At 74.4% G+C, this 16,575-nt stretch carries 17 protein-coding genes; 12 read left to right on the top strand and 5 right to left on the bottom strand.

The genetic code is table 11. The annotated features are described in order from the left end of the window. Nucleotides 1-125: 125 nt before the first annotated feature. Nucleotides 126-899 (bottom strand): hypothetical protein, encoded by a 774-nt coding sequence (locus Voc01_RS42560; RefSeq protein ID WP_203933419.1) that lies wholly within the window; start codon nucleotides 897-899, stop codon nucleotides 126-128. 102 nt (nucleotides 900-1,001) lie between these two features. Between Voc01_RS42560 and Voc01_RS42555 the strand changes: the two genes are divergently transcribed. After that, a complete protein-coding gene (locus tag Voc01_RS42555; protein ID WP_203933418.1) occupies nucleotides 1,002-1,958 on the top strand; it encodes a hypothetical protein in 957 nt (318 codons plus the stop codon). Here the strand turns inward: Voc01_RS42555 and Voc01_RS42550 are convergent. Next, nucleotides 1,941-2,588 carry a response regulator gene (locus tag Voc01_RS42550; RefSeq protein WP_203933467.1) on the bottom strand — a complete coding sequence of 216 codons (648 nt, stop codon included), beginning with the start codon at nucleotides 2,586-2,588 and terminating at the stop codon, nucleotides 1,941-1,943. The genes Voc01_RS42555 and Voc01_RS42550 overlap by 18 nt on opposite strands. An 8-nt stretch (nucleotides 2,589-2,596) precedes the next feature. After that, nucleotides 2,597-3,742 carry a sensor histidine kinase gene (locus Voc01_RS42545; RefSeq protein ID WP_203933417.1) on the bottom strand — a complete coding sequence of 382 codons (1,146 nt, stop codon included), beginning with the start codon at nucleotides 3,740-3,742 and terminating at the stop codon, nucleotides 2,597-2,599. 146 nt (nucleotides 3,743-3,888) lie between these two features. Here Voc01_RS42545 and Voc01_RS42540 point away from each other — a divergent pair, with 146 nt between their 5' ends. From Voc01_RS42540 to Voc01_RS42530, 3 genes are all read left to right on the top strand, one after another. Then, entirely contained in the window at nucleotides 3,889-4,932 is a 1,044-nt protein-coding gene (locus tag Voc01_RS42540; RefSeq protein WP_203933416.1) for a DUF418 domain-containing protein, read from the top strand. A 66-nt stretch (nucleotides 4,933-4,998) separates the two neighbouring features. Continuing rightward, nucleotides 4,999-7,068, top strand: a complete 2,070-nt coding sequence (locus tag Voc01_RS42535) for a hypothetical protein (RefSeq protein WP_203933415.1) — start codon at nucleotides 4,999-5,001, stop codon at nucleotides 7,066-7,068. 20 nt (nucleotides 7,069-7,088) lie between these two features. Beyond that, a complete protein-coding gene (locus Voc01_RS42530) occupies nucleotides 7,089-7,658 on the top strand; it encodes a DUF998 domain-containing protein (protein ID WP_203933414.1) in 570 nt (189 codons plus the stop codon). On the opposite strand, the gene Voc01_RS42525 is transcribed toward Voc01_RS42530, so the two are convergent. After that, nucleotides 7,631-8,581, bottom strand: a complete 951-nt coding sequence (locus Voc01_RS42525; RefSeq protein ID WP_239160899.1) for a GlxA family transcriptional regulator — start codon at nucleotides 8,579-8,581, stop codon at nucleotides 7,631-7,633. The two genes, Voc01_RS42530 and Voc01_RS42525, sit on opposite strands and share 28 nt — an antisense overlap. Before the next feature lie 70 nt (nucleotides 8,582-8,651). On the opposite strand from Voc01_RS42525, the gene Voc01_RS42520 reads away from it, so the two are divergent. The 7 genes from Voc01_RS42520 to Voc01_RS42490 all read left to right on the top strand — a co-directional run bounded on the left by Voc01_RS42520 (nucleotide 8,652) and on the right by Voc01_RS42490 (nucleotide 14,178). Beyond that, complete coding sequence (locus Voc01_RS42520) at nucleotides 8,652-9,602, top strand: NADP-dependent oxidoreductase (protein WP_239160898.1); 951 nt, start codon at nucleotides 8,652-8,654, stop codon at nucleotides 9,600-9,602. 48 nt (nucleotides 9,603-9,650) lie between these two features. After that, the gene (locus tag Voc01_RS42515) at nucleotides 9,651-10,859 is read left to right on the top strand and encodes an inorganic phosphate transporter (RefSeq protein WP_239160897.1); all 1,209 of its coding nucleotides are present in this window, start codon (nucleotides 9,651-9,653) and stop codon (nucleotides 10,857-10,859) included. A 3-nt stretch (nucleotides 10,860-10,862) separates the two neighbouring features. Then, complete coding sequence (locus Voc01_RS42510) at nucleotides 10,863-11,120, top strand: hypothetical protein (protein ID WP_203933412.1); 258 nt, start codon at nucleotides 10,863-10,865, stop codon at nucleotides 11,118-11,120. Then, a complete protein-coding gene (locus Voc01_RS42505) occupies nucleotides 11,113-11,403 on the top strand; it encodes a DUF3349 domain-containing protein (RefSeq protein ID WP_203933411.1) in 291 nt (96 codons plus the stop codon). Before Voc01_RS42510 ends, Voc01_RS42505 begins: the two co-directional genes overlap by 8 nt. Before the next feature lie 515 nt (nucleotides 11,404-11,918). Beyond that, entirely contained in the window at nucleotides 11,919-12,677 is a 759-nt protein-coding gene (locus tag Voc01_RS42500) for a putative hydro-lyase (protein ID WP_203933410.1), read from the top strand. Then, entirely contained in the window at nucleotides 12,674-13,738 is a 1,065-nt protein-coding gene (locus Voc01_RS42495; protein WP_203933409.1) for a DUF6745 domain-containing protein, read from the top strand. Before Voc01_RS42500 ends, Voc01_RS42495 begins: the two co-directional genes overlap by 4 nt. After that, on the top strand, nucleotides 13,735-14,178 hold the full coding sequence (locus tag Voc01_RS42490) for a DUF8820 family protein (protein WP_203933408.1): 444 nt from the start codon (nucleotides 13,735-13,737) through the stop codon (nucleotides 14,176-14,178). Before Voc01_RS42495 ends, Voc01_RS42490 begins: the two co-directional genes overlap by 4 nt. Before the next feature lie 70 nt (nucleotides 14,179-14,248). Here Voc01_RS42490 and Voc01_RS42485 read toward each other — a convergent pair whose 3' ends face one another. Further along, nucleotides 14,249-14,980: a copper homeostasis protein CutC gene (locus Voc01_RS42485; RefSeq protein WP_203933407.1), complete on the bottom strand. Its 732-nt coding sequence runs from the start codon at nucleotides 14,978-14,980 to the stop codon at nucleotides 14,249-14,251. A gap of 154 nt (nucleotides 14,981-15,134) precedes the next feature. Here Voc01_RS42485 and Voc01_RS42480 point away from each other — a divergent pair, with 154 nt between their 5' ends. Continuing rightward, on the top strand, nucleotides 15,135-16,139 hold the full coding sequence (locus Voc01_RS42480; RefSeq protein WP_203933406.1) for a TRAP transporter substrate-binding protein: 1,005 nt from the start codon (nucleotides 15,135-15,137) through the stop codon (nucleotides 16,137-16,139). Nucleotides 16,140-16,575: the final 436 nt, after the last annotated feature.

The following is a 16,575-nucleotide window of genomic DNA, read 5'->3' as shown; positions in this document are numbered from 1 at the left end:
CGGTCGCGACCCACCCGCCTCAGGCTTGCCGGACCGGCCGGCCCGCCAGGACCCGATCTTGGACACTTGTGCACCGTATTCGATGGACAACTGTCCAAGATCGCCGGGGAGCCTGGCAGGAGTGTTCAGTCCTGCTCGTGGGGGAGCAGCCGGCGCCAGCCCGCCGCCACGAACCGGGCGTCGCGGGTGCGGAACGTCGTGAACGACCACGCGTCGCGGTGCGGGATGTCGCGGGCGGCGGCCCGGGCCGCGCGCCCGTAGAGGTCCGTCGTGCGGGAGACCATGTTGGGACCGGGGACCAGCAGCGGCACGCGCTCCGGCCACGGCCGCACCGGCGTGGCCGGCGGCTGCGCCACCCGCACGACCACCAGCCGCACGGCGTCCGGGGCGAAGGGCCGGCCCGAGCGCAGGGCCTGGTCGCGCAGCCCGGTGCAGCGGTCGAGAAGGTCGTAGAGGGGACGCGGGTACGCGCGGTGTTCGCGCAGCACCTCCAGCGCCTCGGCGGCGATGCTCCACGTGCGGAAGCGGCGGGCGGTGAACTTCGTGGTCGGCACGTCGGCGACCACCGGGGTCCCGGGCCGCTTGACGCCGTTGGCCCGGTTGCTCAGCACGTCGACGGCGAAGTCGAGGAGGTCGTCGAGGCGGCCCTGGCGCAGCCGGACGGAGCGGGCCGCGTCGGCGACCGCGAGCCCGTCGCCGTAGACGGCGAGTTTGGGCGGACGCAGGGCCAGGTAGCCGGCCGGCACGAAGCCGCCCTCCTCCTCCCAGAGCAGCGCCGGCCCGCGCCGGCGCGGCGTCGTGGCCGCCTCGTCCCGCGGTGCCGCCGCGGCGGCCTCACCGGACAGGGCGACGCCACCGGCCACCACCGCGGCCGCGGTCAGGAACCCCCGACGATCCATCTCCGTACCCCCGTGCGTTGCGGATCTCCCGGTGGCCAGTGTCCCGGCGAACGGGTCGTCCGTTGTTCAAAACGGACAAATGCCGCCCGAACGGAGGTGCTCATGACCCGCATCGGACCGGCGGCCATCGTCGGTCTCGTCTGTCTGGCGGTGGCGGTGGCCCTGGCCGGCTGCTCCGGCACCGGCGACGACCCCACGCCGGCCCGCGCCGAGGTCTCCGTTCCGGGCGCCACCGAGGTGGTGACCCCGAGCGCCGTCGCGACCACCAGTGCCACGCCCACCACGCGGACCGTCGCCGTGCCCTCCGGATTCACCGCCGGGGTCGCGGTCTACGACCGGCAGGCCGCGGCGTTCACCGTGCGGCACAACGCCGACCAGCGGTTCCGCTCGGCCTCGCTGGTCAAGCTGCTCATCGCGGTCGACTACCTGCTGACCCACCGGACCATTCCGGCCGCCGACAAGCCGCGCCTGGACATCATGCTCAGCCGCAGCGACGACGCCGCCGCGAGCCACTTCTACACCCTGGGCGGGCGCACGGCCGTCATCGCGCGGATGAACGCGCTTCTCGGCATCGACGTCGTCCCGCCGACCGCGCCCCGCACCGGGTGGGGCTCCACCGAGGTGAGCGCGGCGCACCTGGTGCGCGTCTACCGGTACCTGCTCGACGAGGCGCCGCCGCACATCGGGCAGTACGTCGTCGGAAGGCTGCGCACGGGTACGTTCACCCGCTGCGGCACCGACGGCTACGACCAGTCCTTCGGGATCCCGACCGCGTTCGCCGGCCAGCCGTGGGCCGCGAAGCAGGGCTGGTACGAGTTCGCCGCCGCACCGAAGACCTGCCGCAGCGCGACGCCCGCCGCGCTCGCGGTCGAGGCGGCGGCTCCGGTCGGGGCCGCACCGGTCGATTGGACGGGCGAGGCGCTGCACACCACGGGGATCGTGGGCCCGAACGACCGCAGCATCGTCGTGGTGCTCACCGTGCACCCCCGCGGCACGTCCTACGCCACGGCCACGGCCGCTGTCACCGCGTTCGCGAAGGCGCTACCGCTGACCGGGTGACCGGAGACCCGCGTCGCGGGCGAGCAGCGCGGCCTCGGTGCGGTTGTCACAGCCCAACTTGACCAGCAGCCGCGACACGTAGCCCTTCACCGTCGCCTCCGACAGGTGCAGACGGCGCGCGATCTGCTGGTTCGACCGGCCGGCACCGAGGCTCTCCAGCACCTCGACCTCGCGCTCGGTCAGCGAGCCGACGAGGTCGCGGGCGCGTCCGGCGTCGGCGGTGTTGCTCACCAGCCGCCGCGCCGGCACCGCCGACAGCACCGTGTGACCGGCGGCGGCCACCCGCACCAGGTCGACCAGGTCCTCGGGCGACGTCGACTTCAGCAGGAACCCGACCGCGCCGGCCCGCAGCGCGCGCAGCACGTACTCGTCGAGGTCGAACGTCGTCAGCGCGACCACCCGCGGCGGCGCCGGCGCGGTCGCGATGCGCTCGATCGCGGTGAGCCCGTCGACGCCGGGCATGCGCAGGTCCATCAGCACGACGTCGGGCCGAAGGCGCCACACGGCCTCGACCGCCTCGGCGCCGTCGTAGGCCGAGCCCACCACCTCGATGCCCTCCGCGGCCGACAGGATCGTGGTCAGGTGCGCGCACACCATGCGTTCGTCGTCGACGACGAGGATCCTGACCACCACCGGGTTCACCGCCGCGCCGCCGTCGGCACGTACAGGGGGAGGGTGGCCTTGACGGTGAACCCACCGTCCGATGTGGACCCGGCCGTCAACGAGCCGCCCACCACCTCGACGCGGTGGCGCAGCCCGGCCAGCCCGCTGCCGCCGCCGGCGGCGGTCAGGTCGGCGTCGGGGGTCCGGCGCGGGGGAGTGTTGGAGACCACCGCCCGCACGTTCTCGCGTCCATAGTGGACGGACACGGTGGCGTCGGCACCCGGCGCGTGCTTGTGCACGTTGGTCAGCGACTCCTGCACCACGCGGAAGAGCGTGCGCCGCACGGTCGGCGCGACCACGTCGGGGTCGCCGTCCTCGGCCAGCTCCACCGGCAGCCCGACGGCGCGCGAGTCGTCGACGAGGGACTCCAGCCCGGGCGCGGTGGCGGGATCGGCGGAGCTGGTGGGCGTCCCGTCACCCGTTCTCAGCACACCGACGAGATCACGCAGCTCCGCGAGGGCCTGGCAGCCGGCCACCCGCAGCTCCTCGGCCGCCGTGCGCGCGGCCGGGTCGGTGCTGCTGACCCGCAACGCGCCCGCCTGCAGCACCATCAGGTTGATGCGGTGGGTGACCACGTCGTGCATCTCGCCCGCGAGCCGGATCCGCTCGTCGGCGCGGGCCTGCTCGGCCAGCAGCAGCCGCTCGCGTTCGGCCCGCTCGGCCCGGTCGGTGAGCTCGGCCACCAGGCTGCGCCGGGCGTTGAAGTACATGCCGAGCAGGCCCGACACGAAGATGATGGCCGGCGACGTGAACGGGTCGTCGACCTCCCAGGCCTGCATTCCCACCAGGAACGCCACCGCCAGCAGCCCGATCGCCGTCCACTGCCGCGAACGCCGTCCCGCGCCGTACGCGGTCACCGCGTAGGGGACCAGGAACGCGGCCCACGCCGGCGCGAACAGGCTGACCGCGGCGATGGTGAGCGCGGCCGTGTAGGGGTGCCGGCGCCGCACCAGGAGCATCGCCGCGGCGCCGGCCTGGGCGGCCACGAAGACCCAGGTCGGCGCGGCGACGTGCCTGGTGTCGAGGTTCGGGTCGGCCAGCGCCAGCAGGCTGCCGATCACCGCGGCGACCACCGCCAGCGACACGTCGACGGCCACCGGCAGAACCCGGCTGCGAGACATATGTGCAGGGTAACCGCGGCACCGGGTTTCGGCTCGGCGTGCGCGGCGGGTCCCGACGAACCGACCGCGACCATGCGACGAAAGTAGGTGGCGGTCGCGACCTTCACCGCTGACCACGCCGCGCCGCCGCGCGGTGGGATCGATGGATGACGCAAACCGTGCGAACCCCCGAGACCGATGTGTCGACCGCCGGCCCGCGCATCCACGCCCTCGACACGCTGCGCGGGTTCGCCCTGTGCGGCATCCTGATCATCAACATCTATCAACAGGTGGTGTTCCGCGGCGATGCCGCCGGCAGCGCGCCGAAGATGCCCGAAGCCGTGCAACTGCTGTTCTACGAACGGTTCTACCCGATCTTCTCGATCCTGTTCGGCATCGGCTTCGGCATCTTCCTGCGCCGCGCGGCGCTGCGCGCCGACCGGCCGCGCGTGGTGCTGGCCCGCCGCCTCGGCTGGCTGCTGCTCATCGGTGCCCTCCACTTCGTGGTGCACCCCGGTGAGGCGCTGACCGCGTACGCGCTGGCCGGGCTGCTCGTGCTGATCCCGTTGAGCTTCTTCGGCGGGCGGGTCGCGTTCGTCGTGTCGGTCGTGCTGCTCGTGGTCGGGTCGCAGCTCATCGTCGGCTACGGGCCGATTCCGGGACTGCTCGCGCTCGGCTACGCGCTGGCGATGCTCGACGTGCCGGCCGCGCTGGAACGCCGCACCGGCCGGGTCGCTGTCGCGTTCGTCGTGTTCGGCGCGCTGGCCGCCGCGTACATCGCGCTCGAGGCGGGCGGCGCGGACCTGCCGGTCGTGAACGTCGTCGGTGGACCGGGCGGCGGCGTGAGCCTGATCCCCCCGCTGGCCGGCATCGTCACCGGTCTCGCCTACTGCTGCGGGCTGCTCCTGCTGCTGCGCACGCCGGTCGGACCCGCCCTGTCGGCGGTGCTGTCACCGATGGGCCGCATGGCGTTGACGAACTATCTCAGCGCGACGGTGCTGTTCCTCGTGTTCGGGCCGCTGCTCGGCATCGACGACCCGGCCGACCTGCCGGCGATCGTCGGCCTGACCGTCGCCATCCTCGTGGTGCAGGCGGTGTGGAGCGCGCTGTGGCTGCGCTCGTTCCGGTACGGGCCCGCGGAGTGGGCCTGGCGCTGCCTGACGTGGTGGCGCCGCGCGCCGATCAGGGGGCGGGCCGTGGCCGAAGCGTGACCGTCGTGGCCGTACCGATGCCGTCGGGTGTCCGGACGGATAGCCAGGGACTCCTACCGTCGATGGATGCGGGGATGGGCACTGGCCGTGGTTGCCGCCGCGAGCGTCGCCGGGGTGGCGCTTCCGCAGCCGGCATCGGCGACGGTCGAGGCGTCGGGACAGGTGATCGTCGTCGGGGTGGCGGGCCTGCGGTGGTCGGACGTGTCGACCACCGCCACGCCCACCCTGGCCTCCATTGTGGACGGTGGGGCGGTCGGCGCCCTGTCGGTCCGCTCGGCGCCGGCGCCGCCGCAGGTCACCTGCCCGGGCGAGGGCTGGCTGACCCTCGGCGCCGGCGGGTACGCGGCGGTCGCCGAGCCCTACGGGGCCGGCTGCGTCGGCCGGCATCCGCCGCCGGTCGCGGTCGCCGACCACGAGGCCGACCACGAGGCCGACGACGTTCCCGACGGCGTCACCGCGTGGGTGCCCGACCTGCCGCGGTTCGGCCGGCTCAACGCGGGCCTGCGGTTCGGCGCGCGTCCCGGCACGCTCGGCGACGCGGTGCCGTGCGCCGGCGCGGTCGGACCGGGAGCCGCGCTCGCGGTGGCCGACCGGGCCGGCATCGTCGACCGGTACGTGCCGGCGCTGCCGGCCGACCCGCGTCCGCTGTTCGCGGGCTGCCCGCTCACGATGGTCGACCTCGGGTCGCTGCCCGGCGGACCCACCGGTGCGGCCGACCGCGCCGGCCGGCTGGCCGAGGTCGACCGGGCGCTCGGCACGATCGTCGCGGCCCGTCCGTCCGGGAGCACGCTGCTGGTGCTCGGAGTGGCGGGCAGCGCCGGCGACCCCGCGCCCCGGCTGCACCTGGCCGCTCTCGACGGTCCGGGCGTGGAGGCCGGCTGGCTGCGGTCGCCGAGCACCCGGCGGACCCCCTACGTCCAGCTGAGCGACGTCACGCCGACCGTGTTGACGCTGCTCGGCCGCGAGGTCCCCGCTGGCGTCGCCGGCCTGCCGGTCGACGGCGGTGGTCCGGGCCGGCCATCCACAGTGGACGATACCGTCCACGCCCTCGTCGACCTCGACCGCGCCGCCGGCGCGCAGCGGGCCGCCGTCGCGCCGTTCTTCGCCTGGTACGGCGTGCTCCTGCTGCTGGTGTTCGGCACCTACGCGCTCGTGCGCCGCCGCGGCGGCGAACCGGGTACCGCGGCCGGCCGCGCGGCCCTGCTGCTGGCCGCCGCTCCGGCGGGCACGTTCCTCGCGAACCTGGTGCCCTGGTGGCGCGCGCCGTACCCGATGGTCGCCGCCGGCGCCGCGACGCTCGTCGCGGCCGGGCTGATCGCCGCTGTCGCGCTGGTCGGTCCGTGGCGGGCGCGCCCCGGGCTGATGGTCGCGGCTGTCACCGCGGGCGTGCTCACGGTCGACGCGGTGACCGGCGGGACGCTGCAGATCAACAGCATGCTCGGCTACAACCCGTTGGTGGCCGGGCGGTTCGCGGGCTTCGGCAACCTGGCGTTCGCCGTGTTCGCCACCGCGTCGCTGCTCGCCGCCGCCGCGGCCGCCGGCGCGCTGCGCCGCCGCCGGGCCGGTGCCGTGGTCGTCGTGGCGGCCGGGGCGGTGGCCCTGGCGGTCGACGGGGCGCCGGGCTGGGGCGCCGACTTCGGCGGGGTGCTGACGCTCGCGCCGGCGTTCGCGGTGCTGGCCCTGCTGACCGCCGGTGCCGCCCTGCGGCCGGTGCGGCTGCTGCTGGCCGGCGCGGCCGGTGCCGCCGCGGCGGTCGGGATCGGGGTGCTCGACGCGTCGCGCCCGCCGGAGTCGCGCAGCCACTTCGGCCGGTTCGTCGCCGGTCTCGGTGACGGGTCCGCGGCCGCGACCGTGCTGCGCAAGCTCGACGCGAACCTCGACCTGCTGTTCAGCGGCCCGCACACGATCGCGGCGCTGGTGCTCACGGTGGCCGTGTCGGTCTGGCTGGTGCGGGCGCCCGCCGCGTTCTACGCCCACGCGCCGTGGCTGCGTCCGGCGCTGCTGTCGGCGGTGGCGATGGCCTGGATCGCGTTCGCCACGAACGACTCCGGCGTCGCCATCCCCCTGGTGGCCATGCTGGTGGCGGCGCCGACGGTGCTCGCGGTGCACACGCTGAACCGTCCCGCGGAGCCCTGACGCTCGCGTACGGTGTGCCGGTGCGGTGGTGGGTGCTGCTGTCGTCCGGTCTGGCCCCGGTGCTCCTGATCGGCGGCTTCACGCTGGCCGCGCACCTGCAGCCGGCCGGCTACGACGCCACCCGCGACACGATCAGCGCGCTGGCCGGGCACGCCGCCACCGACCGGTGGGTGATGACCGTCGCGCTGGTCGGGGTCGGCGTGTGCCACGTGGTCACCGCGCTCGGGCTGCGACCCGTCGCGGTCGCCGGCCGGGTGCTGCTCGCCGTCGGTGGCGTCGCCACACTGCTGGTGGCGGCGTTCCCGTTGCCGCGCACCGGATCGTCGGCGCCGCACGCCGTGGCCGCGCTCGTCGCGTTCGGCGCGTTGACGGTGTGGCCCGCGCTGGCGCGGCGTTCCTTCGCCGCGACGGTCGTGCTGTCCGTGCTGCTGGCGTGGTTCGGCTACGAACTGTTCTCCGACGGCGACCGGGTCGGGCTGAGCGAACGGGTGCTGGCGGCGGCGCAGGCTCTCTGGCCGCTGTGCGTCGCCGTCGCCTGCTCACGTGCGTCCACCATGGACGGTCACGCGGCCCGGAACGTGCGCCGGTAGGCCGACGGCGAGACGCCCAGCGTGACGCCGAGATGCTGCCGCATCGAGGCGGCCGTGCCGAAGCCGGCGACCGTCGCGATGCGGTCGATCGGCAGATCGCTCGACTCCAGCAGCTGGCGGGCGTGCTCGACGCGCTGGCGGATGAGCCACTGGCCGGGGGTCATGCCGACCTCGTCGCGGAAGCGGCGGGTGAACGTGCGCACGCTCATGCGGGCGTGTGCGGCGAGATCGGCCAGCTGCAACGGTTCGCCGAGGCGCTGGAGCGCCCACTCGCGCGTGGGCGCGGTGCCGGTGTCCGCCGCCACCGGCACGGGCGTCCTGATGTACTGCGCCTGGCCGCCCTCGCGCCACGGCGGCACCACGCAGCGGCGGGCGACCCGGTTGGCGGCCTGGCTGCCGTGGTCGCGCCGCACGAGGTGCAGGCACAGGTCGATGCCCGCGGCCGCGCCCGCCGAGGTGAGGATGTCGCCGTCGTCGACGAACAGCACGTCGGGCTCGACCCGCACGTTCGGGTAGGTCGCCTGGAAGTGCGTGGCCTCGTGCCAGTGCGTGGTGGCGGTGCGGCCGTCGAGCAGACCCGCGGCGGCGAACACGTAGGCGGCGGTGCAGATCGACACCAGCCGCGTTCCGGGACGCACGCCCGCCAGGGCCTCGGCGGCACCCGGCGGCAGCACTCCGGCGCAGAGCCCGTGCGACGGCGGGACGACGACCGTGCCGGCGGTCGCCAGGATCGACGCGTCGTGGCGCACGGCGACCTCGAAGCCCGCGTCGGTGGTGACCGGCCGCCCGTCGAGCGTGCAGGTGAGCACCTCGTAGAGGGCGTTCCCGTCGACGTCGTGTGCGGCGCCGAAGATGCGCGGCGCGATGCCGAGCTCGAACGGGATGACGCCGTCGAGGGCGAGGACCACGACGCGATGCTTCATGGCCGGATTCTTGCACATGTTGGCGATCAGGCCACTCGTCCGAGATCACCTGTGGCGCGAAGCTCGTGGCATGACCGACACGATGCGGGCGATCAGTCCGGTGACCTGGGGCGATCCGGACGTGCTGACCGAGATCACCGTTCCCCGTCCGACGCCCCTGCCGACCGAGATCCTGGTGCGGGTCCACGCCGCCGGGGTCAACCCGACCGACTGGAAGGCGCGGGCCAGCGGCGGGTTCCGGCTCTGGGGAGACCCGCCGATCCTGGGATTCGACGTGTCCGGCGTCGTCGAGGCCGTCGGTGCGGGGGTGACCCTGTTCCGCCCCGGCGACGAGGTCTTCGGCATGCCCTGGTTCCCCCGCCAGGCCGGTGCCTACGCCGAGTACGTCACCGCGCCCGCGCGGCACTTCGCCCGCAAGCCCGTCACCATCGACCACGTCGCGGCCGCCGCGCTGCCCCTCGCCGCCCTGACCGCGTGGCAGGCCCTCGTGGACACCGCCGACGTGCGGCCCGGACAGCGGGTACTCGTGCACGCCGCCGCCGGCGGGGTCGGCCACCTCGCCGTGCAGATCGCCAAGGCGCGCGGCGCGTACGTGCTCGGCACGGCGCGGGCCGCCAAGCACGGGTTCCTGCGCGGCATCGGCGTCGACGAGCCCATCGACTACACGGCCGTCGACTTCGCGTCGGCGGTCGGCGACATCGACGTGGTGGTCGACGCGATCGGTGGGGAGTACGGGGAGCGGTCGCTGCGCGTCCTGCGTCCCGGTGGCATCCTCGTGTCGCTGCCGTCGCCGGCGGAGGACCGGTGGGTCGGTCCGGCCGCCGCGCTGGGGGTGCGCGCCGGGTTCATGCTCGTCGAGCCCGACGGCGCGGGGCTGCGGGAGATCGCGGCGCTCGTCGAGCGCGGTGAGCTGGCTGTCACCGTCGACGCCGTGCTGCCGCTGGCCGAGGCCGCCAAGGCGCACGAGCTGGGCGAGACCGGTCGCACGACGGGGAAGCTGGTGCTCGCGGTCGAGCAGTGACCTTTCCGCCGATGGTGCGCGAACCGCGGGCAGGCGTTCCATCGACGTGTGACTACCGAAACGGTCATGCTGGTCCTGGTGGTCGTCACGGCCCTGGGCTTCGACTTCACCAACGGCTTCCACGACACCGCCAACGCGATGGCCACCTCCATCGCGACCGGTGCGCTGAAGCCGAAGGTCGCGGTGGCGCTGTCCGCCGTTCTCAACCTCGTCGGCGCGTTCCTGTCGATCGAGGTCGCGCTGACCGTCACCAACGCCGTCGTGCGGATCCAGGGCTCCGACGGCGCCCCGAAGCAGGAAATCGTCGGCGACGGCGGCGCGGGGTTGCTGCTCATCGTGCTCGCCGGGCTCGCCGGCGGCATCCTGTGGAACGTGCTCACGTGGCTGCTCGGGCTGCCGTCGAGCTCGTCGCACGCGCTGTTCGGCGGCCTGGTCGGCGCGACGCTCGCCGGTCCCGGGGTCTCCGGCGTCAACTGGACGGGCGACGGCTCCAAGCTCGACGGCGTCGTGGGCAAGGTGCTGATGCCCGCGGTGATGTCGCCGGTCATCGCCGGTGTGGTGGCGGCGGTCGGCACGTGGCTGGTGTTCAAGGTGACCGCCGGAGTGGCCGGCCGCGTCGCCGACCGTGGCTTCCGGTGGGGCCAGATCGGCAGCGCCTCGCTGGTGTCGCTGGCACACGGCACGAACGACGCGCAGAAGACGATGGGCGTCATCACGCTGGCGCTGATCGCCGCCGGTGACTGGTCCGACACGGAGTCGATCCCGTTCTGGGTCACGGTGTCCTGCGCGGTGGCGATCGCGCTGGGCACCTACCTGGGTGGCTGGCGGATCATCCGGGCCCTCGGCAAGGGGCTGGTCGAGATCTCCTCGCCGCAGGGCATGGCCGCGCAGAGCTCGTCGGCGGCCGTGATCCTCGCGTCGAGCCACCTCGGGTTCGCGTTGTCGACCACCCACGTGGCGACCGGGTCCATCGTCGGCTCCGGCGTGGGGCGGCCCGGTGCGCAGGTCCGGTGGCGGGTCGCGGCCCGGATGGTCACGGCCTGGATGATCACCCTGCCGGCCGCGGCCGTCGTGGGCGCGGTCATGTGGTGGGCCGGTGACCTCGTCGGCGGCGGCCTGCCCGGCGCGCTCGTGGTCTTCGCGATCCTGTGCGGGCTGGCGCTCGGGATGTGGCTGCGGTCGCGGCGCGCGTCGATCGACCACACCAATGTCAACGACGAGTGGACCGGGCCCGCGCCCGAACCCGTGGCGGTCTGAGCCGTGCACAACTTGGGGTTCGCCCTCGACGGCGCGTGGCAGGTGCTGGCCGCCGGTCTGCTGCTGGGCGCGGGGCTGCCGGCCCTGTTCGCGGTCGGGATCCGGGCGATGGCGTCGACGACGCACCGGGCCGGCCGGGTCGTCGGCATCGCGTGCTTCGCCGTCGTGGTGCTCGGCGCGCTGCTGGGCATCGCGTTCATCGTCGCGAGCGGCTTCGGCCTGGACCTGACGTTCGAGCACGGGTACCCGACCGTTGAGTGACGTCCTCGCGCGGGCGCTGGAGTGGCTGCGTGCCGGCTATCCGACCGGCGTACCGCGCCAGGACTATGTCGTGCTGCTCGGCCTGCTGCGCCGCAGGCTGACCGACGACGAGATCCGCCGCATCGCGCGGCAGCTCGCCGACCTGGCCGTCGACGGCGAGCCCATCACGGTGGCCGACATCGAGCGGATGATCGACGGGTCGGTGCTGCAGTCGGCCACCCCGGAAGACGTCGAGCGCGTGTCGGCGCACCTGGCCGCGGGCGGCTGGCCGCTCACCCGGTGACGGGGTCGCTCCCGGCCGCGCGCAGTCGGCGGGGAGCCTTCCCCGCTGCTGCGTAGCCGCCGACCACGGCCGTTCCGGCCCACAGCCCCACGCACCCGCCGGCAGATCTTGGAATTTTGTACATCGATTTCGATGCACAAGTGTCCAAGATCGCGGCGGGTGCGTGGCTGGGCGGCTGGGCCGCGGGCGGGTGGGTGGCGGGCCGCGGCTGGAGGACCGGTGCGAGCGCGTCCCGGCGCACCGCGCGAGCGCGTCCGGCGCATGCGTAGGTGCGCCCCCGGGGCGTTGTGCGAGCCCATCCGGGGGCATCGTGCGGGTCCATCCCGGGGCGTCGTGCGGGCGCATCCCGGGGCATCGCGTCAGTGGGTCACCGGGATCGTGTGGCGATGGGCCGCAAACGCCGTCGCGGGGAGGCGGCCGCTGCGCCTTCGCATCCTCGCGGCGCCTCGAGGGTTGAGCTTTTGTTGAACGATTCTTATGCTCAACACATTGGCACCGAGGTACCGGAGGCGCCCATGACACCCGAGGAGCTGCGGCACGCGTTCCGTGCCGGGCAGGTCAGGCCCACCGCCGGCCTCGCGCCCGGCGCCGTGCAGGCCAACCTCATCGCCGTGCCGCGGGAGTGGGCGTTCGACATGCTGCTGTTCGCCCAGCGCAACCCGCGTGCCTGCCCGGTGCTCGACGTCAGCGAGACCCCCTCCACCGTCCTCGCGCCGGGCGCCGACCTGCGTACCGACCTGCCCCTGTACCGCGTCTGGCGAGACGGGCGGCTCGACCGCGAGACCCCGGACGTCACCGCCGACTGGGCCGACGACCTCGTCACGTTCCTCATCGGGTGCAGCTTCACCTTCGAGGCGGGCCTGCTCGCCGCGGGCATCGAGGTCCGTCACATCAGCGCGGGCCGCAACGTGCCGATGTACGTCACCGCCCGCGAGTGCCGGCCCGCCGGCCGCCTCCACGGAAACCTCGTCGTGTCGATGCGGCCCGTCGCCGCCGACCGGGTCGCCGACGCGGTGCGCATCAGCGGCCGGTATCCCGCCGTACACGGCGCGCCCGTCCACGTCGGAGACCCGGCCGGTCTCGGCGTCCACGACCTCGGCCGGCCGGACTTCGGCGACGCCGTGGAGGTCCGGCCGGGCGAGGTACCCGTGTTCTGGGCGTGCGGCGTCACCCCGCAGGCGGCCATCGTGGCGTCGGGCGTGCCGTTCGCCGTCACCCACGCGCCGGGCCACATGCTCGTCACCGACGCCCCGGACCGGGACTACGAAACATGATCGGGGCCACCGTCGAGCGCGCGCTGCGTCCGCGCCCGCTCAGCGCCGCCGAGCGACAGTCCATAGTGGACGCGCTACGTCGCTGCCATGAGGAGGCGGGGCTGCCCTGGCACGCCAACGTCCGGTGGACACCGTCCCCGTCGGCGACTGCCGTCGCCGGGGCGCTGCGCGCACGCGCGTCCCGGAGGCCCCTGACCTTCCGCGACCGCCTCCGCCGCCGCCGGCCGCCCCCGGAGCCCGCGCCCGACGACACCTGGAAGCGCCTCGAGGCGCGCCTGCGCCAGCCGTGGGACGCGGCGCCGTGGCCGCTGTGCATGCCCGGTGTGGTGTTCGACGAGAACCACGACCCGCTGGCCCGGGTCCGCGACGCGCTCGCCGACGACCTCGACCGCGCCGGCGCGCCACCCGACCGGTTCGACGGCGCGCTCGACGGCCGGCTCGTCCTCATCCCGGTGATCGCCGGCATGGGTCCGCTCGGTGCGCCGGCCGACGAACCGATGCTGCGGGCGTTCGCCGACGCGAGCCGCGCCGGGCCGTGGTGGCCGCGCGCCCACGTGACGGTGGTGAGCGAACCGCCGACCCGGGTGAGTGTCGAGCGGCTCGGCGAGCTCACCTACCGATTGCACGACGCCGACGGCCCGGCGATGGCGTGGTCCGACGGCTACGCCCTCCACCGCTACCGCGGCACCGCCGTACCCGCCGACCTCATCGGGTCGGGCTGGCACGGCAGCGCGGTGCACCGGCACCCGAACAGCGAGGTCCGCCGCGCGGGCATCGAACGCATCGGCTGGGCGAGGTACATCGCCGAGGCCGGCTGGCGGCTGGTCGGCACCGCACCCGACCCGGGCAACGAGCCGCACTCCCTGTACCTGTACGAGGACCCGTCGGCCCGCGAGGCCGTGCGGGTCCTGGTGATGACCAACGGCAGCCCCGACCGGTCGGGTGAGCCGCGCCGGTACGCCGAGGCCGTTCCGGCCCGCTTCACCTGTCCCGTCGAGGCGGCGGCGTGGCAGTACGGCTGCCCGCCCCGCGTGTACCGGAAACTGCGGAGGCGCACATGACGACGTTCCGGGAAGCACTGGCGCTCCTGGGAACCAGCGTTCCCGACCACCTCACCGCCGACGCCGAGGTCCCCGTCCTCGCCGGTCCGCAGGCCCAGGGCGACCTGCTGGTGTTCCGCCGGGCCGCACCGGCGACGGTGGAGTGGCTCCCGCTGCCGGCCGGGGGCCTGCGCCTGGTGCACGGCGAGGCGACCGGCAACACCCACTGGCTGCACGCCGGCTTCGGCTCGGACGGGGTCCGGTGGGCCAGGTCGACCGCCGGCCCGCCCCGGCTGGCCCTGCTCCACGTCCCGGACGGCCAGACCGCCCTCCTCATCCACACCGACGAACACGGCGCCAACGGCATCGGCCCCGGCACGTACGCGATCCACCGCAAGCGGGAGCTGTCGATCCCGTCCACGGCGGAGACGGTCACCGAGGTCCGCCTCGTCACCGACTGAACGGCGGGCGGCGGCTCCTTCTGCCGGAGGCGGCCTCAGCGGGCGGCGGCTCCCTCTGCCGGAGGCGGCCTCAGCGGGCGGCGGCGAGGACCGCCTCGATGACGGCCCGGCTGGTGGTGCGGCGCTCGTAGTCGCCGGCCGGGCCGGACAGGGCCACCCGCTCGTTGCGGTACCGGGCGGCGCTGGCCACCCGGTCCCGGCCGGAGAAGTGGATCTCGCGGACCCCGGTGGCCGCCACGATCCGGGCCACGTTCCCGGCGGTGACGCCGCCGCCGGCCATCACGGTCAGCCGGTCGCCGGCGGCACGTACCAGGGCGGCGATCAGCGGGGCGCCGGCCAGGGCCGTCGCCTCCTGGCCGGAGGTGAGCAGCCGGTCGGCACCCAGGGCGAGCACCGCGTCGAGCGCGTCGAGCGGGTCGCGGGCCAGGTCGAAGGCGCGGTGGAACGTGACCGGCCGGCCGGCCGCCGCGTCCACCAGCCTTCCGCACGTGTCGAGGTCGACGTCGCCGTCGGGGGTGAGCGCGCCCACCACGACGCCGTGGGCGCCGAGCCGCACGGCGAGGCCCACGTCGCGGGCCATCACCGCCACCTCGTGAGCGTCGTGGACGAAGTCCCCCTCGCGGGGGCGGACCAGCACGTGGACCGGCAGCGCGATCGCGGCGAGCACCTCCTCGACGAGCCCGGCGCTCGGCGTCAGGCCACCGGTGCCCAGAGCGGAACACAGTTCCACCCGGTGGGCTCCGGCCTCCTGGGCGGCCAGCGCGCCGGCCACCGAGTCGACGCACACCTCCGCCCTGAGCACGAGCGGGAGCCTACCGCCGGGGCACCGGGACGCCCCGTGAGACAGCGGTGACGCGAACGGCCGACCAGGTGGAGCCGGACGGCGGGTTGCGCCGGCGCCCTGGATCATGAGGAATACGTGAGGCGCTTTCACACCAGTACCACGGGGGAGATCAATGAACAGGCGGCGGTTCCTGTCCCTGTCGCTCGCCACCACCGGTCTCGCCGCCGGAGCCGGTGCGCTCACCGGCTGTGGCGACGACGAGGTGGGCAGCGGCGACCGGGTGGAGGTCCGGCTCGGCGACACGGTCAACGAGACCAACCCGCAGATCGCGGCCGAGCGGTTCTTCGGCGAGCGGCTGGCGGCGCTCACCGACGACGCCTACGAGGTGAAGGTCTTCCCGAACGGCCAGCTCGGCGACCACAACAAGATGAACGAGCAGGTCCACAACGGCTCGCTGCCGATGACGAAGACGCTGTTCGCGAACCTGACCGCGTTCGACAAGCGCCTCGGCGTCATGTCGTTGCCGTACTCGTTCGCCAAGCAGGAGGACCTGTTCGTCGCGCTGGTCGGGGGTCTGGGCCAGCAGCTCGGCCGCATCCTGGAGTACTACGACCTCAAGGTGCTGGCGTTCTTCGACTCGGGCGCGCGCAACGTCTACAACAAGAAGCGCCCGATCCGCACGCCGGCCGACCTCAAGGGTCTGAAGATCCGGGTGCCGCAGGACGCCGTGGCCATCGAGACGTTCAACACTCTCGGCGCCACGGCGACGCCGATGGCCACCGGCGAGATCTACGGAGCGTTGCAGAAGGGCACGATCGACGCCGCCGAGAACAACCCGATCTTCTACGTGACCAACAAGCACGTGGAGGAGGCGAAGTTCTGGTCGTGGACCCGCCACCAGTTCGGCGTCGACGCGCTGCTGGTCAGCAAGAAGTGGTTCGACGGCCGGCCCAAGCCGCACCAGGACGCGTTCGTCGAGGCGGGCTGGGAGACCCAGCAGCGCGAGCGCGAGCTCTGGGCCGCCGAGACCGAGAAGTACATCAAGCAGGCGGCCGACAGCGGCGCCCAGATCAACGACGACATCGACTTCGCCGCGTTCCAGCAGGCCGTCCGCCCGGTGGTGGACAAGTACCGCGGCACCTTCGGCGACCTGCTCGACCTGCTGCCACTGGGCTGACGGTCCGCCCGCGCGGTGCGGGCACGGGGTCGGCCGCGCCCCCGCCATCTGACCGGCGTGCGCGGGCCGACTCGCCGTGTCCGACACCCCGCCCGCCACGCCCCTGCTCGCAAAGCTCCTACCGGTACGCGCTGGACGGGCCCTCCAGCGCGTCATCCGCCCGCCGATCTTGCAGTTCTGGCCGCACCTAAAACACGACATGTCACCACATAGGTACGGCCACAACTGCAAGATCGGCGCGCCCGTGTAGGCGGGCCGGCCAGGGCGGGTGGCCAGGGTGGGCCGGCGAGGGCGGGCTGGCCGAGGCGGGCGGCCAGGGCGGGGCGGCCGGGGCGGGCTGGCCGAGGCGGGGCGGCCGGGGCGCGGCGGCCGGGGCGGGGTGGCCGGGGCGGGGTGGCCGGGGCGGGGTGGCCAGGGTGGGGCGGGTCGGCGAGGG

This window comes from Virgisporangium ochraceum (assembly GCF_016863655.1).
In the GTDB taxonomy this organism is placed as follows: domain Bacteria; phylum Actinomycetota; class Actinomycetes; order Mycobacteriales; family Micromonosporaceae; genus Virgisporangium; species Virgisporangium ochraceum.
This window is presented reverse-complemented; position numbering and strand designations above follow the sequence as displayed.